At 70.9% G+C, this 23,026-nt stretch carries 25 protein-coding genes; 23 read left to right on the top strand and 2 right to left on the bottom strand.

The features are described 5' to 3' along the window. Positions 1-101 precede the first annotated feature (101 nt). The 9 genes from M1105_RS17875 to M1105_RS17835 all read left to right on the top strand — a co-directional run bounded on the left by M1105_RS17875 (position 102) and on the right by M1105_RS17835 (position 7,555). Complete coding sequence (locus M1105_RS17875) at positions 102-1,655, top strand: helicase HerA-like domain-containing protein (RefSeq protein WP_249581747.1); 1,554 nt, start codon at positions 102-104, stop codon at positions 1,653-1,655. Further along, a complete protein-coding gene (locus tag M1105_RS17870) occupies positions 1,652-2,293 on the top strand; it encodes a DUF5671 domain-containing protein (RefSeq protein ID WP_249581746.1) in 642 nt (213 codons plus the stop codon). The genes M1105_RS17875 and M1105_RS17870 overlap by 4 nt, the downstream gene beginning before the upstream one ends. Next, positions 2,293-2,727: a hypothetical protein gene (locus M1105_RS17865; RefSeq protein WP_249581745.1), complete on the top strand. Its 435-nt coding sequence runs from the start codon at positions 2,293-2,295 to the stop codon at positions 2,725-2,727. The genes M1105_RS17870 and M1105_RS17865 overlap by 1 nt, the downstream gene beginning before the upstream one ends. Continuing rightward, positions 2,724-3,764, top strand: coding sequence for a phosphotransferase family protein (locus tag M1105_RS17860; protein ID WP_249581744.1), 1,041 nt, complete (start codon positions 2,724-2,726; stop codon positions 3,762-3,764). Before M1105_RS17865 ends, M1105_RS17860 begins: the two co-directional genes overlap by 4 nt. A gap of 145 nt (positions 3,765-3,909) precedes the next feature. Beyond that, a complete protein-coding gene (locus tag M1105_RS17855) occupies positions 3,910-5,412 on the top strand; it encodes a CoA-acylating methylmalonate-semialdehyde dehydrogenase (protein ID WP_249581743.1) in 1,503 nt (500 codons plus the stop codon). A 55-nt stretch (positions 5,413-5,467) separates the two neighbouring features. Next, on the top strand, positions 5,468-6,091 hold the full coding sequence (locus tag M1105_RS17850) for a 5-formyltetrahydrofolate cyclo-ligase (protein WP_249581742.1): 624 nt from the start codon (positions 5,468-5,470) through the stop codon (positions 6,089-6,091). Between the two features lie 263 nt (positions 6,092-6,354). After that, a complete protein-coding gene (locus M1105_RS17845; RefSeq protein ID WP_249581741.1) occupies positions 6,355-6,663 on the top strand; it encodes a hypothetical protein in 309 nt (102 codons plus the stop codon). 109 nt (positions 6,664-6,772) lie between these two features. Continuing rightward, on the top strand, positions 6,773-7,204 hold the full coding sequence (locus M1105_RS17840; RefSeq protein WP_249581740.1) for a YqaA family protein: 432 nt from the start codon (positions 6,773-6,775) through the stop codon (positions 7,202-7,204). Positions 7,205-7,270: 66 nt separating this feature from the next. Then, complete coding sequence (locus tag M1105_RS17835) at positions 7,271-7,555, top strand: Atg14 domain-containing protein (protein ID WP_249581739.1); 285 nt, start codon at positions 7,271-7,273, stop codon at positions 7,553-7,555. A 30-nt stretch (positions 7,556-7,585) separates the two neighbouring features. On the opposite strand, the gene M1105_RS17830 is transcribed toward M1105_RS17835, so the two are convergent. Next, positions 7,586-7,939 carry a hypothetical protein gene (locus tag M1105_RS17830; RefSeq protein ID WP_249581738.1) on the bottom strand — a complete coding sequence of 118 codons (354 nt, stop codon included), beginning with the start codon at positions 7,937-7,939 and terminating at the stop codon, positions 7,586-7,588. Next, positions 7,936-10,110, bottom strand: a complete 2,175-nt coding sequence (gene uvrB, locus M1105_RS17825; protein ID WP_249581737.1) for an excinuclease ABC subunit UvrB — start codon at positions 10,108-10,110, stop codon at positions 7,936-7,938. The genes M1105_RS17830 and uvrB overlap by 4 nt, the downstream gene beginning before the upstream one ends. 577 nt (positions 10,111-10,687) lie before the next feature. Between uvrB and M1105_RS17820 the strand changes: the two genes are divergently transcribed. The 14 genes from M1105_RS17820 to M1105_RS17755 all read left to right on the top strand — a co-directional run bounded on the left by M1105_RS17820 (position 10,688) and on the right by M1105_RS17755 (position 22,982). Beyond that, on the top strand, positions 10,688-10,999 hold the full coding sequence (locus M1105_RS17820) for an ETC complex I subunit (RefSeq protein WP_249581736.1): 312 nt from the start codon (positions 10,688-10,690) through the stop codon (positions 10,997-10,999). A 79-nt stretch (positions 11,000-11,078) separates the two neighbouring features. Next, a complete protein-coding gene (locus tag M1105_RS17815; protein WP_249581735.1) occupies positions 11,079-12,503 on the top strand; it encodes a mannose-1-phosphate guanylyltransferase/mannose-6-phosphate isomerase in 1,425 nt (474 codons plus the stop codon). Positions 12,504-12,659: 156 nt separating this feature from the next. Further along, positions 12,660-13,070 (top strand): MAPEG family protein, encoded by a 411-nt coding sequence (locus M1105_RS17810; RefSeq protein ID WP_249581734.1) that lies wholly within the window; start codon positions 12,660-12,662, stop codon positions 13,068-13,070. After that, entirely contained in the window at positions 13,067-14,413 is a 1,347-nt protein-coding gene (locus tag M1105_RS17805; protein WP_249581733.1) for a TldD/PmbA family protein, read from the top strand. The genes M1105_RS17810 and M1105_RS17805 overlap by 4 nt, the downstream gene beginning before the upstream one ends. Then, positions 14,406-15,200, top strand: coding sequence for a 3'(2'),5'-bisphosphate nucleotidase CysQ (locus M1105_RS17800; protein ID WP_249581732.1), 795 nt, complete (start codon positions 14,406-14,408; stop codon positions 15,198-15,200). Before M1105_RS17805 ends, M1105_RS17800 begins: the two co-directional genes overlap by 8 nt. Before the next feature lie 69 nt (positions 15,201-15,269). Further along, positions 15,270-15,518, top strand: coding sequence for a DUF4170 domain-containing protein (locus M1105_RS17795; RefSeq protein ID WP_249581731.1), 249 nt, complete (start codon positions 15,270-15,272; stop codon positions 15,516-15,518). A 7-nt stretch (positions 15,519-15,525) separates the two neighbouring features. Further along, positions 15,526-16,305, top strand: a complete 780-nt coding sequence (locus M1105_RS17790; protein ID WP_249581730.1) for a lysophospholipid acyltransferase family protein — start codon at positions 15,526-15,528, stop codon at positions 16,303-16,305. Then, the gene (locus tag M1105_RS17785) at positions 16,302-17,588 is read left to right on the top strand and encodes a 3-deoxy-D-manno-octulosonic acid transferase (RefSeq protein WP_249581729.1); all 1,287 of its coding nucleotides are present in this window, start codon (positions 16,302-16,304) and stop codon (positions 17,586-17,588) included. The genes M1105_RS17790 and M1105_RS17785 overlap by 4 nt, the downstream gene beginning before the upstream one ends. Further along, positions 17,588-18,580: a tetraacyldisaccharide 4'-kinase gene (gene lpxK / locus M1105_RS17780; protein ID WP_249581728.1), complete on the top strand. Its 993-nt coding sequence runs from the start codon at positions 17,588-17,590 to the stop codon at positions 18,578-18,580. The genes M1105_RS17785 and lpxK overlap by 1 nt, the downstream gene beginning before the upstream one ends. A gap of 118 nt (positions 18,581-18,698) precedes the next feature. Then, positions 18,699-19,766, top strand: a complete 1,068-nt coding sequence (gmd, locus tag M1105_RS17775) for a GDP-mannose 4,6-dehydratase (RefSeq protein WP_249581727.1) — start codon at positions 18,699-18,701, stop codon at positions 19,764-19,766. Continuing rightward, positions 19,759-20,424 carry a class I SAM-dependent methyltransferase gene (locus M1105_RS17770; protein WP_249581726.1) on the top strand — a complete coding sequence of 222 codons (666 nt, stop codon included), beginning with the start codon at positions 19,759-19,761 and terminating at the stop codon, positions 20,422-20,424. The genes gmd and M1105_RS17770 overlap by 8 nt, the downstream gene beginning before the upstream one ends. Next, positions 20,421-21,383, top strand: a complete 963-nt coding sequence (gene fcl, locus M1105_RS17765) for a GDP-L-fucose synthase (RefSeq protein ID WP_249581725.1) — start codon at positions 20,421-20,423, stop codon at positions 21,381-21,383. Before M1105_RS17770 ends, fcl begins: the two co-directional genes overlap by 4 nt. Next, positions 21,380-22,132 carry a glycosyltransferase family 2 protein gene (locus tag M1105_RS17760; protein WP_249581724.1) on the top strand — a complete coding sequence of 251 codons (753 nt, stop codon included), beginning with the start codon at positions 21,380-21,382 and terminating at the stop codon, positions 22,130-22,132. The genes fcl and M1105_RS17760 overlap by 4 nt, the downstream gene beginning before the upstream one ends. A 4-nt stretch (positions 22,133-22,136) precedes the next feature. Beyond that, positions 22,137-22,982, top strand: a complete 846-nt coding sequence (locus M1105_RS17755) for a glycosyltransferase family 2 protein (RefSeq protein WP_249581723.1) — start codon at positions 22,137-22,139, stop codon at positions 22,980-22,982. Positions 22,983-23,026: the final 44 nt, after the last annotated feature.

Here is a 23,026-nt window from a genome sequence, read left to right as displayed (position 1 = left end):
CAGTCTGAAACCCATCGCATGGTCACGATGACCTGAAATGGTTAAGACCAGGCTGACGATACTGCGCAATTGCGGAATTTCCGGGGCGAGACAGGTGCGGAATGTCCAATAACGAGACAATCTTTCTGGGCGGAGGCGGCGAGGGCTATGCGACCCCTTCGGTCCTGAGACTTCGCTACGGCAATCGCCACGGCCTTGTCGCTGGCGCGACGGGAACCGGAAAAACCGTGACGTTACAGATCCTTGCCGAGAGCTTCTCGAAAGCCGGAACGCCGGTTTTCCTGGCCGATGTCAAGGGCGATCTCTCGGGGCTTGCCGAGCCGGGCGATCCCGCGAGCCCGCTGCACGACAAGCTGGTGGCGCGCGCGCAAAAGATCGGCCTCATCGATTACGGCTACGACTCGTTCCCCGTCACCTTCTGGGACCTGTTCGGCGAGAAGGGACACCCGATTCGCACAACCATAATCGAGATGGGCCCGCTTCTTCTCGCGCGCCTGCTCGAGCTCAACGAGACGCAGGAGGGCGTGCTCAACATCGTCTTCCGCCTGGCCGAGGACGAGGGACTGGCCCTTCTCGACCTCAAGGACCTTCAGGCGCTGCTGGTCTTTGCCGGCGAGAACGCCGATGCGCTGTCGCTGCGATACGGGAACGTCGCCAAGGCGTCGGTCGCGGCGATCCAGCGCCGCCTGCTCGTGCTCGAGAACCAGGGAGGCGCGACGTTCTTCGGCGAGCCGGCGCTCGATCTGCACGACATGATCGCGCAGACGCCGGACGGGCAGGGGCGCATCAATATCCTCGCGGCCGACCGGCTGATGCACTCGCCCCGGCTCTACGCGACCTTCCTCCTGTGGCTGCTGTCCGAGCTTTGGGAGACCCTGCCGGAGGTTGGCGACCCGGAAATTCCGAAATTCGTGTTCTTCTTCGACGAGGCGCATCTGCTGTTCGACGACGCCCCCAAGGTGCTGGTCGATAAGGTCGAGCAGGTCGCGCGGCTGATCCGCTCGAAGGGTGTCGGCGTCTACTTCGTGACACAGCAGCCCGACGACGTGCCCGAGGACGTGCTGGCCCAGCTCGGCAACCGCATCCAGCATGCGCTGCGCGCCTTCACCCCGCGTGACGCTAAGGCGCTACGCGCGGCCGCCCAGACCTTCCGCCCCAATCCGCGCTTCGAGACCGAGACCGCGATCCGCGAGGTCGGCACCGGCGAGGCGGTGGTGAGCTGCCTCGAGGACAACGGCATCCCCGCGATGGTCGATCGCGTGCTGATCCGCCCGCCATCGTCGCGGCTGGGTCCCTGTGCCGAGGAGACCAGGACAGCGGCGATGCGCGCCTCGCCCGTGGCAGGCCTCTATGACCGGCCCGTCGATCGCGAATCCGCCTACGAGCTGTTGCGCGCCCGCGCCGAGAAACGCGCGGCCGACGAGGTTGCCGCGGCCAATGCCGCCGCCGAGGAGCGCATCCGCGCCGAGCAGGCCCGCGACGCCGACGGCTACAGCCGCGGCGCCCCATGGGGCGGCGAGCGCAAGACGACGCGGCCGCGCGCGTCGCGTTCGGACACCGCGACCGAGGCGCTGGTCAAGTCGGTGGCGCGCGCCGCCGGCTCGCAGCTCGGGCGCAGCATGGTGCGCTCGCTCATCCGGGGCCTGTTCCGGTGAGCGGGCCGGGCGAGGACCTCGTCGGCTTCGTCCGCGACGCGCTGGCGGCGGGCCAGCCGCGGGGCGCGATCCGGGATGCCCTCACCGCCGCCGGATGGCCGGCCGAGCAGGCCGACCGGGCGCTGGCCGCATTTGCTGAAAGCGAGTTTCCGCTGCCCGTTCCCAGCCCGCGGCCGCATGTCTCGGCGCGCGACACGTTTCTGTATCTGACGCTCTTCACGGCGCTTGCGCTGACTGTCTGGAACTTCGGCGCGCTGCTGTTCACGCTCATCGACATAATGCTGCCGGACGAGGCGGCGATGCGGAATTCGCAATGGCAGCAACACTCGCTGCGCTGGTCGATCGCGGGGCTGGTGGTCGCGGCCCCGGTCTTCGCCTTTCTCACTCGCAAGATGAACCGCGAGCGCGCGCGATCCGTTACGGCGCGTCTTTCCGGCGTCAGGATCTGGCTGGGATATCTCGCCCTCTATGGCGCGGCACTGACGCTGATCGGGGACATGATCGCGCTGATCTACAACTTCCTGAACGGGGACCTGACGCTGGCGGTCGGGCTCAAGATCCTTGTCGTGGCAGGAATCGCGGCTGCGGTCTTTGCCTACTACCTCGCCGATCTGCGAGATACCGAGGGACGCCGGTGATGCGGCGCTGGCTGCCATGGCTTGCGCTCGTGAGCATCGCGGCGGCCTTGGCGGCGGCGCTCCTGGTGCTCGAGGGGCCGGGCACGGCGCGCGACCGCCGGATCGACCAGTGGCGAGCCTTCGCCCTCTCGGCGCTCGCCGACGAGGTGGCCGGCTACCGCGCCGGGCATGACGCCTGGCCCGACAGGGCCTTCCTCGATGCAGCAATCGCGCGCGAGGGGGCGGACGCCCTCGCCGGGGCCGACTGGAGCTTCGAGCCGGCGGATGGGCAGGCGTTGCTCTGTCTCATGCTGCTGGCCGGCGATGCAACGCTCCCGCGGCACCTCCACGCGACCCGCCCGGTTCGCGGCGTCGGCATCGCCGCCGAGGATGCGGGACGGGGCAGGCTGTGCTACCGCATCACCGATCCGGGCGGGGCAGGAGGATCGCAATGACCGCGAGCGAGGTGAGGCTTGGGTTCGACGTGGCGGCGCTCGAGGGGTATCTCGCTGCCCGCGTCGCTGGGCTGGCTGCGCCGTTCTCGGTGCGCCAGTTCAGCGGCGGCCAGTCGAACCCCACCTACCTGCTGACGGACGCGCGGGGCACGCGCTATGTGCTGCGCCGCAAGCCGCCGGGCGAGTTGCTGCCCTCGGCCCACGCGATCGACCGTGAATACCGCGTCATGCAGGCAGTGGCGGGGCAGGGCGTGCCGGTGCCCCGCATGATCGCGCTCTGCGACGACCGTGCGGTGATCGGGACCGAGTTCTACGTGATGGAGCACCTGACCGGCCGGGTGCTGTTCGACACCGGCCTGCCGGGAATGACGCCGGAGGGGCGGCGCGCGACGTATGATGCCGTGCTGGGGGCGCTGGCGGCGATCCATCGCGTCGATACCACCGCCGCGGGGCTGGCCGATTTCGGTCGTCCGGGGGGGTATCTCGGACGCCAGGTGCGGCGCTGGTCCGAGCAGTATCGCGCCTCGGCCACCTCGCGCATCGAGGCGATGGAGCGTCTTGCCGACTGGCTGCCGGGGGCGGTGGCGCGCGTACCGGACGAGACCTGCCTCGTGCATGGCGATTTCCGGCTCGACAACGTGATGCTGCACCCCGAGCGCCCGCAGGTCATCGCGGTGCTGGACTGGGAGCTTTCGACGCTGGGCCACCCGCTGGCGGATCTGGGCTATTTCCTGATGACCTGGGTGTTTCCGGGCGGCCTGCGCTACGGCATGGCCGACCTCGACCTCGCGGGCCTTGGCATCCCGACGATGGAGGAGATGGTCGCGCGCTATGCCGACCTGACGGGCAGGGCGGAGGTGGGGGATCTCGACCTCCTGCTCGCCTACAACATCTGGCGGCTCGCCGCGATCCTTCAGGGCGTCTATCACCGTGGCCTGCAGGGGAACGCCGCCTCGCCCGAGGCGCTGACGATGGGGGCCGATGTGGACCGGCTTGCGACACTGGCGTGGCACTATGCGCGCCGGGCCGGCGCGTGACATCAGGAAGGCGCGGCGCCGGGTGCGTCGAGCCGGCGCTTGACCTCGCCCCCGAAACCGCGAAAACGGGGGCTGACGCCGCGCCGGATCGCCTGCCGCGCGGGCCAGAACATCACGGGCAGCGCCCGACCAAGGGAGACGCGAGATGACCACCGAACTGACCCATTTCATCGGCGGCAAGCATGTGAAGGGGACCTCGGGCCGCTTCGCCGACGTGTTCAACCCCGCCACGGGCGAGGTTCAGGCCAAGGTGCCGCTGGCCTCGCAGGCCGAGGTGCGCGCCGCCGTCGAGAACGCGATGGCCGCCCAGCCCGCCTGGGCCGCGCAGAACCCGCAGAAGCGCGCCCGCGTGATGATGAAGTTCGTGAGCCTTCTGCAGCGCGACATGGACAAGCTGGCCGAGGCGCTCTCGCGCGAGCACGGCAAGACGATCCCCGACGCGCGCGGCGACGTGCAGCGCGGCCTCGAGGTGGCCGAGTTCTGCATCGGCGCGCCGCACCTCCTGAAGGGCGAATACACCGACGGCGCGGGCCCGGGCATCGACATGTACTCGATGCGCCAGGCGCTCGGCGTGGTCGCGGGCATCACGCCCTTCAACTTCCCGGCGATGATCCCGATGTGGAAGTTCTGCCCGGCGCTGGTCTGCGGCAACGCCTTCATCCTCAAGCCGTCCGAGCGCGACCCTTCCGTGCCGCTCATGCTGGCCGAGCTGATGCTCGAGGCCGGCGCGCCCGAGGGCATCCTGAACGTCGTGAACGGCGACAAGGAGGCGGTTGACGCCATCCTCGACGACACCGACATCCAGGCGGTGGGCTTCGTCGGCTCGACCCCGATCGCGCATTACGTCTATTCGCGCGGCACCGCGGCCGGCAAGCGCGTGCAGTGCTTCGGCGGCGCCAAGAACCACATGATCGTCATGCCCGACGCCGACATGGACCAGGCGGTGGATGCGCTGATCGGCGCGGGCTATGGCGCGGCGGGCGAACGCTGCATGGCGATCTCGGTCGCCGTGCCGGTGGGCGAGGAGACCGCCGACCGGCTGATCTCGAAGCTCGCGCCGCGCGTCGAGAGCCTCAAGATCGGGCCGTATACCGCTGGCGAGGATGTGGATTTCGGCCCGCTGGTGACCCGCGAGGCGTACACCCGCGTCAAGGGGCTGGTCGATCGTGGGGTCGAGCAGGGCGCCGAGCTGGTGGTCGATGGCCGCAACTTCCGCCTGCAGGGCTACGAGAACGGCAACTTCATCGGCGGCTGCCTGTTCGACCGCGTGACGAAGGACATGGACATCTACAAGACCGAGATCTTCGGGCCGGTCCTGTGCACCGTGCGCGCCAAGACCTACGAGGAGGCGCTGGGCCTTGCCATGGACCACGAATACGGCAACGGCACCGCCATTTTCACGCGTGACGGCGACACCGCCCGCGACTTCGCCAACCGCATCAACATCGGCATGGTCGGCATCAACGTGCCGATCCCGGTGCCGCTCGCGTACCACACCTTCGGCGGCTGGAAGAAGTCGGTGTTCGGCGACCTGAACCAGCACGGGCCGGACTCGATCCGCTTCTACACGCGGACCAAGACCGTGACCTCGCGCTGGCCCACGGGAACCAAGGAAGGCGCCGAGTTCTCGATCCCCGTGATGGGGTGACGATCGCCGGGCGGGGGCAGCCCCGCCCGCCCCGTCCCGTGCGGAGGACAGCGCGATGACCGACGACGATCCGCGGGACTTCGCCTCATCGCCCTGCATGGCGCACGAGTTCGAGCCCCTGTCGGGGCCAGACCTCGCGCGCTGGCGCAAGGCCGAGCGCGAGCGGCTGATCGCCCTGCGCCTTGCCGTGCCGGCCGAGGCGCGCGCCCGCGCCGCCGAGGCGGTGGCGTGCCGGCTCGATGCCGAGGTCGAGATCGGCCCCGATACCATCGTCAGCGCCTACTGGCCCTTCCGGGGCGAGCTGGACCTGCGCGGCTGGCTTGGCCGTGTGATCGAGCGCGGCGGGCGCGCAGCCCTGCCCGTGGTGGTGGCCAAGGGCCAGCCGCTGGTGTTCCGCGACTGGCACCCCGGCGCGCCGCTCGAGCGCGGCGTCTGGAACATTCCTATCCCTGCCGAGAGTGCCGAGGTGGCTCCGAACGTGGTCATCGCGCCGCTGGTCGGCGTCGATCCGCAGAGCTACAGGCTGGGCTATGGCGGCGGCTTCTTCGACCGCACGCTGGCGGCGATGACGGGTCCGCGTCGGGTGATCGGGGTCGGGCTGGACTGCGCGAACATTCCGACCATCCACCCGCAGCCGCACGACATCCCGATGGACATGGTCGTGACCGAGCCGGCGTGAAGTTCGGATAGGGCTTCAGAATAAAAAAGTTACACTCTAGTAGTTTATCGGAATATTCCAAAAAAATTCTGCGAGCCGTGTCCGCCGCCCCTTTCGCGCGCAAAGCCTGACGTGATCGTGTCATCGGTGACGTTGCGTGCCGCCGCTCCCGTCGCCACCTGAACCATATCAGAGGGCCGGAATGGCCCCGAGCGGTGGAACGGGTGGACGACGTTCGAACTTCGCGCGACCGCTCCGCGTCTCCCTGACGGAAGGAGACGGCCATGTACAAACGCATCGTCACCGCGGCGCTGGTGTTCGGCACGCTGGCCCTCGCGCCGCCAGCCGCGGCGCAGGGTCCCTGCTTCGACCGGGACGCGCTCGCGGCGCAACTGTCCGAGCGCTATGGCGAGTGCCGCGCCGGGATGGGCCTGCAGGACCCCGAGACCCTGATCGAGATCTGGACCTCCGAGGACACGGGCACCTGGACGTTGATTGCGACCCGGCCGAATGGCACCAGCTGCGTGCTCGCCACGGGCGGCGCCTGGCAGGACGCGCCGCCGATGCAGGCAGTCAGGGGCGACGGCGTCTGATCGCTGGGCGGACAGCGCTCCGGGCGCGAGGTCCGATGGCGAGCCGCCCGGCCGGGCGCCATCGTCGGTATGACTCGCACCCGGCGCCACTTCCGCTAACGTCACGGGCATGACGCTCGCGACCCTTGCCGCCCTCGGCACGCTGTTCCTCGCCGCCTTCGGAGCGGCCACCGTGCTGCCGTTCCAGTCCGAGGTGGTCTTTGCCGCGCTCGCCATCGAGAAGGTGGCGCCGCTGTGGCTTCTGGTCGTCGTCGCCTCGGTCGGCAACACGCTGGGGTCGGTGGTCAATTACGGCATGGGCCTGTTCGTCGAGCGCTGGAAGGGCTCCCGCTGGTTTCCCGTGACCGAACGCCAGCTTGCCCGCGCGCAGGACTGGTACGCGCGCTGGGGCGTCTGGACGCTGCTGCTGAGCTGGGCCCCCTTCGGCGACGGCTTCACGGTCGTCGCCGGCATCATGCGCACAAATTTCTGGCTGTTCTTCGGGCTCGTCGCGCTCGCCAAGACGGGCCGCTTCGTCGCGCTCGCCTGGATCGTCGGCTGAGCGCGCGCGACGCAACGGAGCCGCCCCCTCGGTCGTTGATGCTGCGTCAGACGCAAGGAGGTTCCGATGGACCGCAAGGAAGCCATCGAGGCGATGAAGGACCGCCTCGACCGATGGGACGCGCAGATCGACGCGCTGGTGAAGAAAGTCGACGAGGCGAGCGGCGACGCCAAGCGCCAGCGCCGCGAGGCGCTCGAGGCGATGCGCGAGCAGCGTGACAAGGCGGAGGACCAGCTTCACCGCCTCCGCGAGGCGAGCGAGGAGGGCTGGCGCGACATGCAGGCGGGATTCACCGAGGCCTGGACGGCGATGAAGAGCAGCTTCGACCGCGCCTGGAACCGGTTCAGCTGACACCCCGCTGCGCCGCCGGGGACGGCCCCGTCAGGGGCGCATCCGGCATATCCGGATGAAGGCGCGATGCGCGCGGGCCATGGCCTCCGCGCGGTAGCGCACCGTCACGGCCGGATCGTCGCTGCGGGCGATCTCGGCCGCCATCGCGCTTTCCCAGGCCCGGTCCGGGCCGGCGCCCCGGTCGCGGAGTAGGGCGTAGTCCCAGCCGACGCGGTGGTGCTGGGCGTATTCGTCGATTCCGTATTCCCCGGCAAGGCGCCGTGCTGCGCAGGCGCAGGCCTCGGCGCCCGCGCCCTCGGCGGCGCAGAAGGCCAGCACGCCGTCCGCCGCCGTGCCCGAGCCGAGGACCGCGCCGAGGAGAAGGCCGGCGGCGAGACGCCTCACCGCTTGCTCCGCGCCTTGGCCTTGAAGTTGCGCGTGCCGGGCCTGCCCGCGGTCGAGCGCGGCGACACGGCGGCGGCCACCTTGTCGTCGACCGCCGACTGCCGCGCCAGCGGGTCGTCGGCCACCGCCAGCTCCATCGCCTCGAGCCGCTTCACCTCGTCGCGCAGGCGCGCCGCCTCCTCGAATTCGAGGTTCTCGGCGGCCTTCATCATGTCGCGGCGCAGCCCCTCGATCACCGGGGCGAGGTTGCCGCCGCCCCGGGCGGCGATGGCGGGGTCGATCGTCGCCGTCACCCGCGCCATGTCGGCATCGCCCTCGTAGAGCCCCTTGAGGATGTCCTCGACATTCTTCTTCACGGTCGCGGGCGTGATACCGTGCTGGACGTTGTAGGCGACCTGGCGGGCGCGGCGGCGCTCGGTCTCGGCCAGCGCGCGGCTCATCGAGCCGGTCTCGCGGTCGGCATACATGATCACACGGCCCTCGGCGTTGCGCGCGGCGCGGCCGATGGTCTGAATCAGCGAGGTTTCGGAGCGCAGGAACCCCTCCTTGTCGGCGTCGAGGATCGCGACGAGCTGGCATTCGGGGATGTCGAGCCCCTCGCGCAACAGGTTGATGCCGATCAGCACGTCGAAGGCGCCAAGGCGCAGGTCCCGGATGATCTCGATGCGCTCGATGGTGTCGATGTCGGAATGCATGTAGCGCACCCGGATGCCCTGCTCGTGCAGGTATTCGGTCAGGTCCTCGGCCATGCGCTTGGTGAGCGTGGTGCAGAGCACCCGTCCGCCCGCCGCCGCCACCTTGCGGCATTCGTCCAGCAGGTCGTCGACCTGCGCCTTGACGGGCCGGATCTCGACCAGCGGGTCGACGAGGCCGGTGGGGCGGATCACCTGCTCGACGAACACGCCGCCGGTGCGCTCGAGCTCCCACGGCCCAGGCGTCGCCGAGACGAACACCGACTGCGGCCGCATCGCGTCCCATTCCTCGAACTTCAGCGGCCGGTTGTCCATGCACGAGGGCAGGCGGAACCCGTACTCGGCCAGCGTGAACTTGCGACGATAGTCGCCCCGATACATGCCGCCGAGCTGCGGAATGGTGACGTGGCTCTCGTCGGCGAACACCAGCGCGTTGTCGGGGATGTATTCGAACAGGGTGGGGGGCGGCTCGCCCGCCTTGCGGCCGGTGAGATAGCGCGAGTAGTTCTCGATGCCGTTGCAGACGCCGGTGGCCTCGATCATCTCGATGTCGAAATTGGTGCGCTGCTCGAGCCGCTGGGCTTCGAGCAGCCGCCCCTCGCGGGTCAGGTGGTCGATCCGCTGGCGCAGCTCCTCGCGAATCGCTTTCACCGCCTGGTTGAGTGTCGGGCGCGGAGTCACGTAATGGGAGTTGGCGTAGATCCTGACGCGCTCGAGCTTTCCGGTGCGCTCGCCCGTGAGCGGGTCGAACTCGGTGATCGATTCGAGTTCGTCGCCGAAGAAGCTGAAGCGCCAGGCGCGATCCTCGAGATGGGCGGGCCAGACTTCGAGCGCATCGCCTCTCAGCCGGAAGGCGCCGCGCTGGAAGGCCACGTCGTTGCGGCGGTATTGCTGGGCGACCAGCTCGCGCGTCACCGCCTGCAGATCGTGCACGCCGCCCGCCGTCAGGTCCTGGGTCATCGCGCCATATGTCTCGACGGCGCCGATGCCGTAGATGCAACTGACCGAGGCGACGATGATCACGTCGTCGCGTTCCAGCAACGCCCGGGTCGCCGAGTGGCGCATCCGGTCGATCTGCTCGTTGATCTGCGATTCCTTCTCGATATAGGTGTCCGAGCGCGGGACGTAGGCTTCCGGCTGGTAATAGTCGTAGTAGGAAACGAAGTATTCGACCGCGTTGTCCGGGAAGAACGACTTGAACTCGCCATAGAGCTGCGCCGCCAGAGTCTTGTTGGGCGCGAGGATGATGGCCGGGCGCTGAGTCGCTTCGATGACCTTCGCCATGGTGTAGGTCTTGCCGGTGCCGGTGGCGCCCAGCAGCACCTGGTCGCGCTCGCCCGCCGCGACGCCCTCGGCCAGCTCGGCGATGGCGCGGGGCTGGTCGCCGGCCGGCTCGAAGGCCGTCTGCATGACGAGGCGCCGGCCGCCTTCCAGCTTCTCACGCGCCGGGCGATTCGGGACGGGCAGCGTGAGGCTCATCGTCGCTTTCCTCCATTTCGCCGAGAGATATGCGGCAATGGCGCGGCGGGCGCAATCTTCCTCAGGAACATTTACCGAACGTTAACTAATTCGGCTCACGATAACGTTTCAAGGGTGGTCGCTGATTGACGGCGCTCGCGCTATAGGTGTAAAGATGTTCCTGCAAGCAGCAGATCGCCGCCAGCTTGATGCAACATCCACCCCACCCTCGCTCCCTGCATCAGGTTGGCGGCGTGACCTTCTAGGAAGCCTGTAATGCCGACGAGCGCGCCTCAGGCGCGCTCGTGGCGTTTTGCGGCCCAGCGCCATCGGGTCCCGCGGCGAGACTGCCCGACATTCACGATCCAACGCGCCGGGCGGCGGATACCGCTCGGTCGGCGCATTCGGCCCGTGTATCGATTTGCGGGCCTCGCGCGCCAGCTCCGCGCGGCGTTCGGCGTGCGGCCGTCCCCGTTGGTTCCCCGGCAGGTTTTTCGGCGGTTCGCTGCGACGCGATGCGGCTTGCCTTCGGGTGCAAATCCCGCAATACCTTCCGCCCGTCGAGCATTCGGAGCGATCACGCCAGGCGAGGACAGCAATGAGCGCACGCATCTACCAGCCCGCAAAGAGCGCGATGACCTCGGGCGAGGCAAACACGCGGTCCTGGGTCCTCGAGTTCGAGCCGGCCGCGCGCAAGCCGATCGACCCGCTGATGGGGTGGACCGGGTCGAGCGACATGACCTCGCAGGTCAGGCTGCGCTTTCCGACCCGCGAGGCGGCGATCGAATACGCCGTGCGCCACGGCATTCCACACCGCATCGAGGAGCCGAAGAAGCGCGGCAAGACCATCCGCCCGCAGGGCTACGGTGGCAACTACGCCCACAACCGGCGCCTCGCCTGGACGCATTGAGGGCCTGACCGCGCACCTGCGCCGCACGCGTCCGCCGCGAGACACGACACGCCGCAACGTTCGAGCAGGGGAGTGAGCAATGCCGCAGACCGGGCGGATTCACCCCGTCATCATGTGTGGCGGCTCGGGCACCCGGCTCTGGCCGGTCTCGCGCAAGGCGCATCCCAAGCAGTTCACCCAGCTTCTTCCCGGCGGGTCGCTGTTCATGCGCACGCTGGCGCGTGTCGCCGAGGGCGGCTATGCGGGCCCGCTGCTGCTGACGCATCAGGATTTCCGCTTCGTGGTGGCCGAGCAGCTTGCCGCCTCCGGGGTCGCGGGCGGGCGGATCGTGGTCGAGCCCGACGGGCGGAACACGGCGCCAGCGGTCTGCGCCGCTGCCCTGATCGTGGCGCAGCGCGACCCTGACGGGCTGGTGCTGGTCCTGCCGTCCGACCACGTGCTGCGCGACCACGCCGCGTTCCATCGCGCCGTGCGCGCCGCGGGCGTCGCGGCGGCGGCAGGGGCGCTCGTGACCTTCGGGATCCGCCCCGACCGGCCCGAGACGGGGTATGGCTATATCGAGCTTGCCGATACTGCCGGCGGCGGGGTGCTGGACTTCGCGAGGTTCGTCGAGAAGCCCGATGCCGCCCGCGCGGGCGAAATGATCGCGTCGGGGCGTTACCTCTGGAACTCGGGCATGTTCCTGTTTGGCGCGCGGACGATCATCGAGGCCTTCGCACAGCACGCGCCCGCGGTCCTCGCCGCCGCACGCGCCGCCGTTGATGCGGGCCACGAGGATCTCGACTTCCTGCGCCTCGGCGCGGCCGAGTATCTGGCAAGCCCGGACATCTCGATCGACTACGCGATCATGGAGCACACGGCCGGAAAGGTCGTGCCGATCGACTGCGGGTGGAACGATCTCGGCAACTGGCGCACGGTCTGGCAGGAGAGCGCGCCGGACCGCGCGGGGGTCGCAACCTCGGGCGGCGCGATCGCGCTCGACTGCGCCAACGTCCTCCTCCGGTCGGACGATCCCGGCATGCGGCTCGTGGGGCTGGGGCTCAGCAACGTCGTCGCCGTGGCGACGCGCGACGGCGTGCTGGTCGCCGACATGGACCGGGCGCAGGACGTGCGCGACGCCGTGGCGAGCCTGAGCGCCGAGGGCGCGCGCCAGGCCACCGAGTTTCCGCGCCACTACCGGCCATGGGGCTGGTACGAGACGATCGGCCTCGCCGATCGCTTCCAGGTCAAGCAGATCGCGGTGAAGCCGGGCGCCCGCCTCTCGTTGCAGAGCCACGTGCATCGCGCCGAGCACTGGGTCGTCGTCGCCGGCACGGCGCGCGTCACCGTCGACGGCGAGGTCCGGCTCCTGACCGAGAACCAGTCGGTCTATGTGCCGCTCGGCGCCGTCCACCGGCTCGAGAACCCCGGGAAGGTCGATCTTCACCTGATCGAGGTGCAGTCGGGCGTCTATCTGGGCGAGGACGACATCATCCGCTACGAGGACGACTACGCCCGCGGCTGACCGCCCCGCGGCGCCGCCCGGCATGCGCGGACCATAGGCGCAGGGTCGCGAGCGGGCGGCCTTCCATCCCGCGGCAGGCGGCGCTATGTGGCTTGGCAGTGCCCTGCGGATGCCGCGGGCCGGATGCAGCGACCAACCCGAAAGGATGCGCCTGGGATGTCCGCCCTTCCGATCACCGGCCTCTATGCGGGGCTGCTGGCCCTGTGGCTGATGCTGCTTGCCTACGAGGTGGTGCGCCGCCGCAAGCGGCATTCCGTCTCGCTGGGCGCGGGTGGCGTCCCGGAGCTCGAGCGCGCGATCCGCGCGCATGGCAACGCGGCCGAGACGGTGCCGATCGCGCTGATCCTGCTGGGGCTGGCCGAGGGGATGGGCCCGCCCGGCTGGGTCCTGCATCTCGCCGGGCTGGGCCTTCTGGCCGGGCGCGTCATGCACGGGCTGCATTTCGTGGCCGCCGGCGGGAAGATGCCTCTGCGTTTCTGGGGCATGGTGCTGACGGTCACGGTGATCGCGTCGCTGGCGCTCGGGCTGGTCGGCCATGCGCTGGTGCGGATGGGAGCGGGCGCATGAGCGGGGACGGCCACATCGACCTCGCGGCCCGGCTGATCGAGGCCGCGCGCCGCGCCGGGGCGGATCAGGCCGACGCCATGGTGGTGGGCGCCATGTCGTCCGCCGTGGGCGTGCAGGCGCATGCGCTCGAGGAAGCCGAGCGGGCCGAGGCCACCGACATCGGCCTGCGCGTCATCGTCGGCCGCCGGCAGGCGAGCGTGTCGTCCTCGGACCTGCGCGATGCGATGCTGGCCGAGATGGCCACCCGCGCCGTCGCCATGGCGCAGGCGGCGCCCGAGGACCCCTGGTGCGGACTCGCAGACGCCGATGAGGTCGGCGGCGGCGTCGATCCGGCGAGCCTCGAACTGAGCGACCCGGCCGAGATGCCTGATCCCGCCGCGCTCGAGGCGATCGCGAGGGCCGCCGAGGATGCGGCGCTGGGCGTTTCCGGCGTCACGCAGGTCGAGCAGGCGGCCGCGTCCTGGTCGCGCGACCTGGTGACCATCCTCCAGTCCAACGGCTTCTCGGGCAGCTATGCCCGCTCGTCCTGCTCGGTCGCGGTGTCGGCCATCGCCGGCGAGGGGCTGGCGCGCGAGCGCGACTGGGCGTCCGAGACGCGCCGCTTCTGGTCGGACCTGCCGGGGCCCGCGGTGATCGGGAAACGGGCGGGCGAGCGGGCCGCAGCGATGCTTGCGCCGCGGCGTCCGCCCGCGGGGCGCTTCCCCGTGATCTATGACGAGCGCGTCGCCAGCGGGCTGATCGGCCATGTGCTGGGCGCGATCAACGGCGGCGCCGTCGCGCGCGGCGCAAGCTGGCTGCGCGAGGGGATGGGGACGCAGATCCTGCCGCAGGGCTTCGACGTGACCGAGGACCCGCTGATCGTGCGCGGCCGCGCCTCGCGCCCGTTCGACGCCGAGGGGATCGCGGCCGCGCGCCATGTCCTCGTCGAGGACGGGGTGTTGCGAAGCTGGGTGCTCGACCTCGCCACGGCGCGGCAGCTGGGGCTCGCGACAACCGGCAACGCGCGTCGCGGGATCTCGGGGACGCCCGCGCCCGGGACCACGAACATCCGGGTGACGCAAGGCACCTGCTCGCGCGAGGACCTGATCCGCCGGATGGGGCGCGGGCTGATCGTTACCTCGTTCATCGGCGCCTCGATCAATCCGACGACGGGGGCCTACAGCCGCGGCGCCAGCGGCTTCTGGGTCGAGGGCGGCGAGATCGTCCATCCCGTCAACGAGATCACCCTCGCAGGCACGCTGCCCGACATGCTGCGGACCATTGTCCCGGCCAATGACGCGGACCCCGAGAAGGCGGTGTCCGTCCCTTCGCTGCTGGTGGAAGGTCTGACGATCGGTGCGTGACCACGGCGAGGACCGCGATCTGCTGGCCGGGGCGGCGCTCGAGGCGGGGCTCGTCGCGCTCGGCCATTTCCGGCGGCCGCTCGCGGTCGAGGAGAAGCCGGGCGGCGCTGGGCCCGTGACCGTGGCGGACCGCGAGGTCGATGCCTTCCTGCGCGGGCGCCTGACCGCCGCGCGGCCCGATTACGGCTGGCTGTCGGAGGAGAGTGCCGACGGGCCGGAGAGGCTGGGCTCGGGACGGGTGTTCGTCATCGACCCCATCGACGGGACGCGGGCGTTCATCGCGGGCGAGGCGGGATGGTCGGTCGCGCTCGCGGTGATCGAGGACGGCCGGCCCGTCGCCGCGGTGGTGCACCTTCCGGCACGGGGCGAGAGCTTCGCGGCGGCGCGCGGGGCGGGCGCCATGTGCAACGGGCGCGTCATCCGCGGCTCGGCGCGCTCGGCGCTGGTCGGGGCGCAGACGCTGGTCGCGCGCCCGCAGCTCGAGGCGCATCTGTGGCCCGGCGGCGTGCCCGCGGTTGCGCGCGCCTTCCGCCCCTCGATGGCGTGGCGGCTGTGCCTCGTGGCCCAGGGGCGCTTCGACGCGATGCTGAGCCTGCGCGACACCTGGGAGTGGGACGTCGCGGCCGGCGCGCTGATCGCGGCCGAGGCCGGGGTCGTCGTGAGCGACCGCGAGGGCGCGCCGCTGGCGTTCAACCGGCCCGAGCCGCGGCTGCCGGGCGTGATCGCCGCGCCCCCGGCCCTGCATCGCGCATTTCTCGAGCGGCGAAGCCCGCGCCGCAGCGATTGACCGCGGCGCGCGCCGGGGCCAATGTCCGGCGCAACATGACGCCGGGCAGATCATCACGGAGAGTTTGGAATGGCGCAGCGCCTTCATCTGGTCTTTGGCGGCGAGCTGGTGGATCCGCAGAAATCCGTCTTCCGCGATGTCTCGGGGCTCGACATCGTCGGGATCTTTCCCGACTACGCCAGCGCCTATGCGGCCTGGAAGGGGCGGGCGCAGGCGACCGTCGACAACGCGCACATGCGCTACTTCATCGCCCACCTCCACCGCCTGCGCGACGAGGAGAGGCGCGACAGCGCCGAGCCGTCCGCGCTCGAGAACTGAGGGCCCGGTGGCCGGCCCCGGCGCCTCGATCCTGCGCGGCCTGAGACACTCCGCGATCGGGCGGAGGGCGCTGGCGGCGCTCGGCGCGTTCTACATCTGGCTGGTCCTGCGCACGACCCGCTGGCAGGTCGAGGGGGGCGAGCATCTCGACGCCGTCGTCAGCCGCGGCGGGGGGTTCATTCCCTGCCTGTGGCACGGGCGGCTGATGATGTCGCCCACCTGGGCGCCACCGGGCCGCCGGACGGTCGCGATGATATCGAACAATGCCGATGGCGACCTGATCGCCGCCATCGTCGGCTGGTTCGGCGTCCACACGGTGCGCGGCTCGACCTATGACAAGGCGAAGCGGCGGGACAAGGGCGGGCGCGCCGCCTATCACGGCGCCGAGGCCGAACTGACCGAGCATGCGGCGGTAGTCGCGATCACGCCCGATGGCCCGCGCGGCCCGCGGATGCACGCGCAGGCGGGGGCCGCGATGCTGTCGATCGAGACGCGCGCCCCGATCCTCCCGGTTGCCTTCTCGGCCCGCCGCGGCTGGGTGCTGCGAAGCTGGGACCGATTCTTCGTGCCCGCGCCCTTCGGACGTGGCGCGCTGGTCTATGGCGCGCCGCTCGATCCGCCGCCTGCGGCCGGCGGCGACGTGGAAGCCTATCGCGCCGCGATCGAGCATGCCGTGACGGCGGTGACCGATCGCGCCGACGCGCTGATGGGCCGCGCGCGCATCCTGCCGGCGGGGTCGAGCGCCAAGGCGGCGGCGGATCTTCCCGGGGGCGGGCCCGGCGAATGATGGGCTCGCTCGCGCTCTGGGCCTACCTGCTGGCGAGCCGGCTCGCCGATCCGCTGGCGCCCATCCTGCTGCGCCGCCGGCTGGCGCGCGGGAAGGAGTTGCGGGCGCGCCTGCCCGAGCGGCTGGGCCATGCGGCGATCGCGCGTCCCGGCGGCCGGCTGGTCTGGCTTCATGGCGCGAGCGTCGGCGAGGGCCTGTCGATGCTGCCGCTGATCGCGGCGATGCGGCGCGCCGATCCCGCCGTTGCGGTGCTGGTCACTACGGGGACGGTGACCTCGGCGCGGCAGATGGCGAAGGCGCTGCCCGAGGGCGCGTTGCACCAGTTTGCCCCCGTCGATGCCGCGGGGGCGGTGCGGCGGTTCCTCGATCACTGGCGGCCCGACCTCGCGATCTGGGTCGAGAGCGAGTTCTGGCCACGGCTGATGATCGAGACCGGGCGCCGCGACATCCCGATGATGCTGGTGAATGCCCGCGTCTCGGCCCGCAGCGCGGCGCGGTGGGAGCGCATCGGCGGCATGGCGCGCCGGCTGGTCGGGCTGTTCGAGCGGATCGTGACGCAGGACGCGCCGACCCGCGCGCGGCTGATCGCGATGGGCGCCGACCCCGCCCGCGTCCGCGAGGGCGGCAACCTCAAGATGCTGGCCGACCCGCCCGGCGCCGACGCCGATACGCTGGCCGCCCTTCGCGCCGCGCTGGCGGGTCGGCCGGTCTGGCTTGCCGCCTCGACCCACGCGCCGGAGGAGGAGGCGGTGCTCGTCGCCCATCGCGCGATGGCACCGCGGATTCCGGGACTCGTGACGATCCTCGCGCCGCGCCACCCCGAGCGCGGCGACGAGCTGCGGGGCTGGCTGGCGGCCGAGGGCGTGCAGGCCGCGTCCCGCTCGGCCGGCGAGATGCCGGCGCCGGAGATCAACGTCTACCTTGCCGATACCCTGGGCGAGATGGGGCTGTGGCTGCGCCTTGCCCCGGTCGCCTTCGTCGGCGGCTCGCTCGCGGACATGGGCGGGCACAATCCCTTCGAGCCGGCCGCGCTCGACGTGGCCATCCTGCACGGGCCCCATGTCGCGAACTTCGCCCCCGCCTATGGCGCGCTGACTGCCGCAGGCGGCGCGCGGGTCGTCGCCGACGCGGGCACGCTGGCCGCGGAGGCATCCCGGCTGCTGACCGATCCCGATGCCCGCGCCGCGCAGACCGCCGCGGCCCGGGCCGTTCTTTCGCAGGCCCGCCCCGACGCCGACGCCCTCGCCGCCGAGGCGCTCGCGCTGATCGGACGGGCCGCCTGATGCGCGCGCCCGCCTTCTGGTGGACCGAGCCGGGGCGCACGGCATGGCAGGCGCGCCTGCTCGGGCCGGTGAGCTGGCTCTGGCGACTCGGGGCGATGCTGCGCGCGCGCGGTGCCGGCGAGGATGCGGGCGTGCCGGTGATCTGCGTCGGCAACCTGACGGCGGGCGGCGCCGGCAAGACGCCCACGGTCGCGGCGCTGAGGCAGCGCCTGCAGCGGCAGGGGGTCGAGGCCCATGTCCTCCTGCGCGGCCATGGCGGGCGGATCAGGGGGCCGCACCTCGTCGAGCCGGGCCGCGACCGCGCCGGGGATGTTGGCGACGAGGCGCTGATCCATGCGGCGCTAGGCCCGACCTGGGTGGCCCGTGACCGCCTCGCCGGTGCGCGCGCAGCCGCCGCGGCCGGCGCGCCGGTGGTGCTGATGGATGACGGCTTCCAGAACCGCGCGCTGCGCAAGGCCCTGTCGATCCTTGTCGTCGATGCCGATCAGGGCTTCGGAAACGGCCGGCTGATCCCGGCGGGCCCGTTGCGCGAGCCGGTCGGCGCAGGGCTCGCGCGGGCCGATCTCGTGATCCTGATCGGGCCGGAGGCATCGCGGCGCCGCGTGCTGACGCTGTGGCCGGAGCTGGCCGCGCGGCGCCCGGTGGCCGCCCGCCTGCGTCCCGTGCCGACCGGCTTGCCGCTGGCGGGCGAGGCGGTGGTGGCGTTCGCCGGCATCGGCCGCCCCGGCAAGTTCTTCGACACGCTGCGCGAGCTTGGCGCGACCCTCGTGGCGGCCGAGGGATTCCCCGACCACCACGTCTACGGCACGCGCGTGCTGGCGCGGCTCTTGCGGCTCGCGCGCGGGCAGGGTGCCATGCTGGTGACGACCGAGAAGGACGCCGCCCGCCTGCCCGATGCCTTCCGGCGCGAGGTGGTGGTGGTGCAGGTCGCGCTCGAGCCCGAGGACTGGGCGCCGCTCGACGCGGCGCTCGCGCGCGCGCTCCGTTCGTGATGCCTGCCCCGATCCGGCCCTCCGGCCGCCATGTTTTCGCTTGGCCAAGGCGCTTGAACGGGCTGCGTCGATGTGACAAGCCTCGGCCACGGCGGGGGCGGCGCGTGCGAGAGGGGCGATGACCAGGCGGGCACTGATTACCGGCGTGACCGGACAGGATGGCGCCTACCTGGCCGAGTTGCTTCTCGCCAAGGGCTACGAGGTCCACGGCATCAAGCGCCGGTCGTCCTCGTTCAATACGGGCCGGATCGACCATCTCTACCAGGACCCGCACGAGAGCGGCGTCCGGCTGCACCTCCACCATGGCGACATGACGGATGCGACCAACCTCATCCGCATCGTGCAGGAGGTGCGCCCCGACGAGATCTACAACCTCGCGGCCCAGAGCCACGTTCAGGTGAGCTTCGAGACCCCGGAATACACCGCGAATGCCGACGGCCTCGGCACGCTCAGGCTGCTCGAGGCGATCCGCATCCTCGGGCTCGAGGGGCACAGCCGCTTCTACCAGGCATCGACCTCCGAGCTCTACGGCATGGCGCGCGAGGTGCCGCAGAGCGAGACGACCCCATTCTATCCGCGCTCGCCCTACGGCGCGGCCAAGCTCTATGCCTACTGGATCACCGTGAATTACCGCGAGGCCTATGGCCTGCACGCCTCGAACGGCATCCTGTTCAACCACGAAAGCCCCATCCGCGGCGAGACGTTCGTCACCCGCAAGATCACGCGGGCGGTGGCCGCGATCCATCTCGGCTTCCAGGATTGCCTCTGGCTCGGCAATCTCGAGGCGCGGCGCGACTGGGGGCACGCCCGGGACTATGTCGAGGGCATGTGGCGCATCCTGCAACAGGACACGCCGGACGACTACGTCCTCGCCACCGGCGAGAGCCACAGCGTCCGCCGCTTCGTCGAGATGGCCTTCGCCGAGACCGGGCGCAGCATCGCGTGGGAAGGCGCCGGAGTGGACGAGATCGGCCGCGACGCCGACAGCGGGCAGGTGCTGGTCCGCATCGACCCCCGCTATTTCCGCCCGACCGAGGTGGACCTGCTGATCGGCGACCCCACGAAGGCGCGCGAGCGGCTCGGCTGGCGCCACAGGGTGACGCTGGCCGAAATGGTCGCCGAGATGGTGGCCGCAGACCTGAGCACGGTCGCCGAGGAGCGCGCGCGGAGAGACCGGCATGGCTGAGACCATCGACCCGCGGACGGGGCAGGGCGGCTATGCCTACAGCTCGGCCGCACTCAACCTGTCGCATGCCTACCTGCTGCCCGCCGTCCGGCGCCTGCTGGCGCGCTCCGGCGCACGCGAGCGGCGGATCTTCGAGGTCGGCTGCGGCAACGGCTCGGTCGCGAACGCGCTGAGCGCCGAGGGGTGGAGCGTCACGGGCATCGATCCCTCGGCCGAGGGCATCGCCCATGCGCGCGCGGCCTACCCTCACCTGCGGCTCGAGCCGGGCAGCGCCTATGACCCGCTGGCCTCGATCTACGGGACCTTCCCCATCGTCCTCAGCCTCGAGGTCGTCGAGCATGTCTACGCGCCGCGCGACTACGCGCGCGCGGTGGCGGACCTGCTGGAACCGGGCGGGCACGCGATCCTCTCGACGCCCTATCACGGCTATCTCAAGAACCTCGCGCTGGCGCTGAGCGGCCGGATGGACGCCCATTTCACCGCGCTGTGGGATCACGGGCACATCAAGTTCTGGTCGGTCCGCACCCTTTCCGCCCTGCTGGCCGAGGCGGGGCTCGAGGTGGTCGAGGTCCTGCGCGTGGGCCGCGTTCCGCCACTGGCGAAATCCATGGTGCTGATGGCCCGCAAGCACGCCGGCGCGCCCGGTGGCCGCGCATGAGCGGCGCGCCCTACAGCCTTGCCGGCAAGCGCGTCTGGGTCGCGGGCCACCGCGGCATGGTCGGCTCGGCGCTCTGCCGCAGGCTCGCGGGCGAGGGTTGCGAGATCCTGATCGTGGGGCGCGAACGGCTGGACCTCAGGCGGCAGGCCGAGGTCGAAGCCTGGCTCGCCGCGAACCGGCCGCAGGCGGTGTTCCTGCCGGCGGCGCGGGTGGGCGGGATCCTCGCGAACGACACCTGGCCCGCCGACTTCCTCTACGACAACCTGATGATCGCGGCGAACGTGATCCACGCGGCATGGCAGGCGGGCGTCGAGAAGCTGGTCTATCTGGGCTCGACCTGCGTCTACCCGAAGTTCGCCGAGCAGCCGATCGTCGAGGAGGCGCTGCTGCGCGGCCCGCTCGAACCCACCAACCAGTGGTACGCGGTGGCGAAGATCGCGGGTCTCAAGCTCTGCGCCGCCTACCGGCGCCAGCACGGCGCCGACTTCATCGCCGCGATGCCGACCAATCTCTACGGACCCGGCGACAATTTCGATCTCGCGGCCAGCCATGTCGTCCCGGCGCTGATCCGAAAGGCGCACGAGGCGAAGATCGCGGGCGCCGCATCGATGGAAATCTGGGGCACGGGCACGCCGCGGCGCGAGTTCCTGCATGTCGACGATTGCGCGGATGCGCTGGTCCACCTGATGCGGCACTACTCGGACGAGATCCATGTCAATGTGGGCTCGGGCGAGGACATCGCGATCGCCGATCTCGCGCGCCTCGTGATGCGCGTGGTGGGCTTCAAGGGCGACCTGACGCACGACCTGTCGAAGCCCGACGGCACGCCGCGAAAGCTGGCGAGCGGCGAGCGGCTGGCCGCGCTGGGCTGGCGCCCGTCGATCGGTCTCGGGGAGGGGCTGGCCTCGGCCTACGACGCCTTCCTAGCCGGCGAGGGCAGGGGGCGTGCACCGGCATGAAGATCTCGGTCGTGACGGTTGCCTGGAATGCCGCGCCGACGATCGGGCACACGATCGACTCGGTGCTGGGGCAGACGCATCCGGACATCGAGCACCTGGTGATCGACGGCGCCTCGACCGACCGCACCGCCGAGATCGTCCGCAGCTACGAAGACCCGCGCATCCGGCTGGTGTCGGAGCCCGACCGCGGCCTCTACGACGCCATGAACAAGGGGCTGCGGCTGTTCGCGGGTGACGCCGTGGGGTTCCTCAACGCCGACGACCGGTTTGCCGCGCCCGACACGCTGGCGCAGATCGCCGCGGCGCTGGCGACCAATGACGCCGTTCTGGGGAACCTCGATTTCGTCGCGGATCTCACGGGCGGGCAGGTGACGCGGCGCTGGCGCGGCACACCCTTCCGGCGCGGCGCCTTCCGCCGCGGCTGGATGCCGGCGCATCCGACCTTCTATATCCGCCGCGCGCTGGCCGAGCGAACCGGGGCGTTCGATACCGGCTACCGGATCGCTGCGGATTACGACTTCATGCTGCGGGCGCTGGAGCTGGGGCCAGAGGCACCGCGGGTCGCCTTCCTCGACCGCGTGCTCGTGCACATGATGGCTGGGGGCGCCTCGACCTCGGGCCTCGGTGCCTACCTGCGCGGCAATCTCGAGTCGCTGAGGGCGCGCCAGCGCTGGCTGGGCGCGGGCGCGGTCGACCTCGCTCTGGTGGCGAAGCCGCTGGGCAAGCTCGGCCAGTTCGCGAGGCGGTGAGCGGATGGCGCTGGTCTGTCTGATTGTGCTGACGCGCGACGAGGAGGCGAACCTTCCGGCGCTGATCGAGAGCGCGCGCGGCCTCGACGCCGAACTGCACGTCGTCGACTCAGGCTCGACCGACCGCACCGTCGAGATCGCGGCGCAGGCGGGCGCGCAGATCCACCGCAGGCCCTGGAAGACCTATGCCGACCAGTTCAACTGGGCGCTTGGGTCGATCGCGACCGATGCGCCATGGACCATGCGCATGGACGCGGACGAGCGCTTCACCCCGGGCCTCGTGAGCGAGCTCAACGGCCTCCTCGCCACCCTGCCGGCCGAGGTGAGCGGACTGCGGCTGCGGCGGCAGGTGTGGTTCTGGGGCCGCTGGATCCGCCATGGCGGCTATTACCCGATCTGGCTGCTTCGCGTCTGGCGCACCGGCATGGGCCGCGTCGAGGACCGCTGGATGGACGAGCACGTGATCCTGTCCGCTGGCCGCGAGTTCGACCTTGCGCACGACATCATCGACGAGAACCGCAAGGGCCTGGGCTTCTGGACCGCGAAGCACAACGGCTATGCCGACCGCGAGGTCGAGGACATCCTGTCGGGCGCGCCCGACGATCCGGCGGGCCTCAGCGGCCAGGCGCGGCGGACGCGCCTGCTCAAGAACCGGCTCTATCTGCGCCTGCCGCTGTTCTTTCGGGCCTGGGCCTACTGGATGTATCGCTACGTCCTGCGCGGCGGCTTTCGCGACGGCATCCCCGGCCTCGTCTTCCATTTCCTCCAGGGGTTCTGGTACCGCTTCCTGGTCGACGCCAAGCTGGTCGAGCGCCGCCGCCTCGCCGCGCGCGACGAGAGCGGTCGATGACGTTGCATCGGCGTGCGCGATGCGGCGGCAGCGCCGTGGCGGCC

Source organism: Thermohalobaculum sediminis (assembly GCF_023487995.1).
In the GTDB taxonomy this organism is placed as follows: Bacteria; Pseudomonadota; Alphaproteobacteria; order Rhodobacterales; family Rhodobacteraceae; genus Thermohalobaculum; species Thermohalobaculum sediminis.
The sequence above is the reverse complement of the archived record's forward strand: the minus strand, read 5'-3'. Positions and strand labels throughout refer to the sequence as shown.

What these genes read in the sequence shown, in the direction of transcription:
- M1105_RS17875 (WP_249581747.1), top strand. Translation starts at nt 102, where the DNA reads ATGTCCAATAACGAGACAATCTTTCTGGGCGGAGGCGGCGAGGGCTAT.
- M1105_RS17865 (WP_249581745.1), top strand. Translation starts at nt 2,293, where the DNA reads ATGCGGCGCTGGCTGCCATGGCTTGCGCTCGTGAGCATCGCGGCGGCC.
- M1105_RS17860 (WP_249581744.1), top strand. Translation starts at nt 2,724, where the DNA reads ATGACCGCGAGCGAGGTGAGGCTTGGGTTCGACGTGGCGGCGCTCGAG.
- M1105_RS17855 (WP_249581743.1), top strand. Translation starts at nt 3,910, where the DNA reads ATGACCACCGAACTGACCCATTTCATCGGCGGCAAGCATGTGAAGGGG.
- M1105_RS17850 (WP_249581742.1), top strand. Translation starts at nt 5,468, where the DNA reads ATGACCGACGACGATCCGCGGGACTTCGCCTCATCGCCCTGCATGGCG.
- M1105_RS17845 (WP_249581741.1), top strand. Translation starts at nt 6,355, where the DNA reads ATGTACAAACGCATCGTCACCGCGGCGCTGGTGTTCGGCACGCTGGCC.
- M1105_RS17840 (WP_249581740.1), top strand. Translation starts at nt 6,773, where the DNA reads ATGACGCTCGCGACCCTTGCCGCCCTCGGCACGCTGTTCCTCGCCGCC.
- M1105_RS17835 (WP_249581739.1), top strand. Translation starts at nt 7,271, where the DNA reads ATGGACCGCAAGGAAGCCATCGAGGCGATGAAGGACCGCCTCGACCGA.
- uvrB (WP_249581737.1), bottom strand. Translation starts at nt 10,110, where the DNA reads ATGAGCCTCACGCTGCCCGTCCCGAATCGCCCGGCGCGTGAGAAGCTG.
- M1105_RS17820 (WP_249581736.1), top strand. Translation starts at nt 10,688, where the DNA reads ATGAGCGCACGCATCTACCAGCCCGCAAAGAGCGCGATGACCTCGGGC.
- M1105_RS17815 (WP_249581735.1), top strand. Translation starts at nt 11,079, where the DNA reads ATGCCGCAGACCGGGCGGATTCACCCCGTCATCATGTGTGGCGGCTCG.
- M1105_RS17810 (WP_249581734.1), top strand. Translation starts at nt 12,660, where the DNA reads ATGTCCGCCCTTCCGATCACCGGCCTCTATGCGGGGCTGCTGGCCCTG.
- M1105_RS17805 (WP_249581733.1), top strand. Translation starts at nt 13,067, where the DNA reads ATGAGCGGGGACGGCCACATCGACCTCGCGGCCCGGCTGATCGAGGCC.
- M1105_RS17795 (WP_249581731.1), top strand. Translation starts at nt 15,270, where the DNA reads ATGGCGCAGCGCCTTCATCTGGTCTTTGGCGGCGAGCTGGTGGATCCG.
- M1105_RS17785 (WP_249581729.1), top strand. Translation starts at nt 16,302, where the DNA reads ATGATGGGCTCGCTCGCGCTCTGGGCCTACCTGCTGGCGAGCCGGCTC.
- lpxK (WP_249581728.1), top strand. Translation starts at nt 17,588, where the DNA reads ATGCGCGCGCCCGCCTTCTGGTGGACCGAGCCGGGGCGCACGGCATGG.
- gmd (WP_249581727.1), top strand. Translation starts at nt 18,699, where the DNA reads ATGACCAGGCGGGCACTGATTACCGGCGTGACCGGACAGGATGGCGCC.
- M1105_RS17770 (WP_249581726.1), top strand. Translation starts at nt 19,759, where the DNA reads ATGGCTGAGACCATCGACCCGCGGACGGGGCAGGGCGGCTATGCCTAC.
- fcl (WP_249581725.1), top strand. Translation starts at nt 20,421, where the DNA reads ATGAGCGGCGCGCCCTACAGCCTTGCCGGCAAGCGCGTCTGGGTCGCG.
- M1105_RS17760 (WP_249581724.1), top strand. Translation starts at nt 21,380, where the DNA reads ATGAAGATCTCGGTCGTGACGGTTGCCTGGAATGCCGCGCCGACGATC.
- M1105_RS17755 (WP_249581723.1), top strand. Translation starts at nt 22,137, where the DNA reads ATGGCGCTGGTCTGTCTGATTGTGCTGACGCGCGACGAGGAGGCGAAC.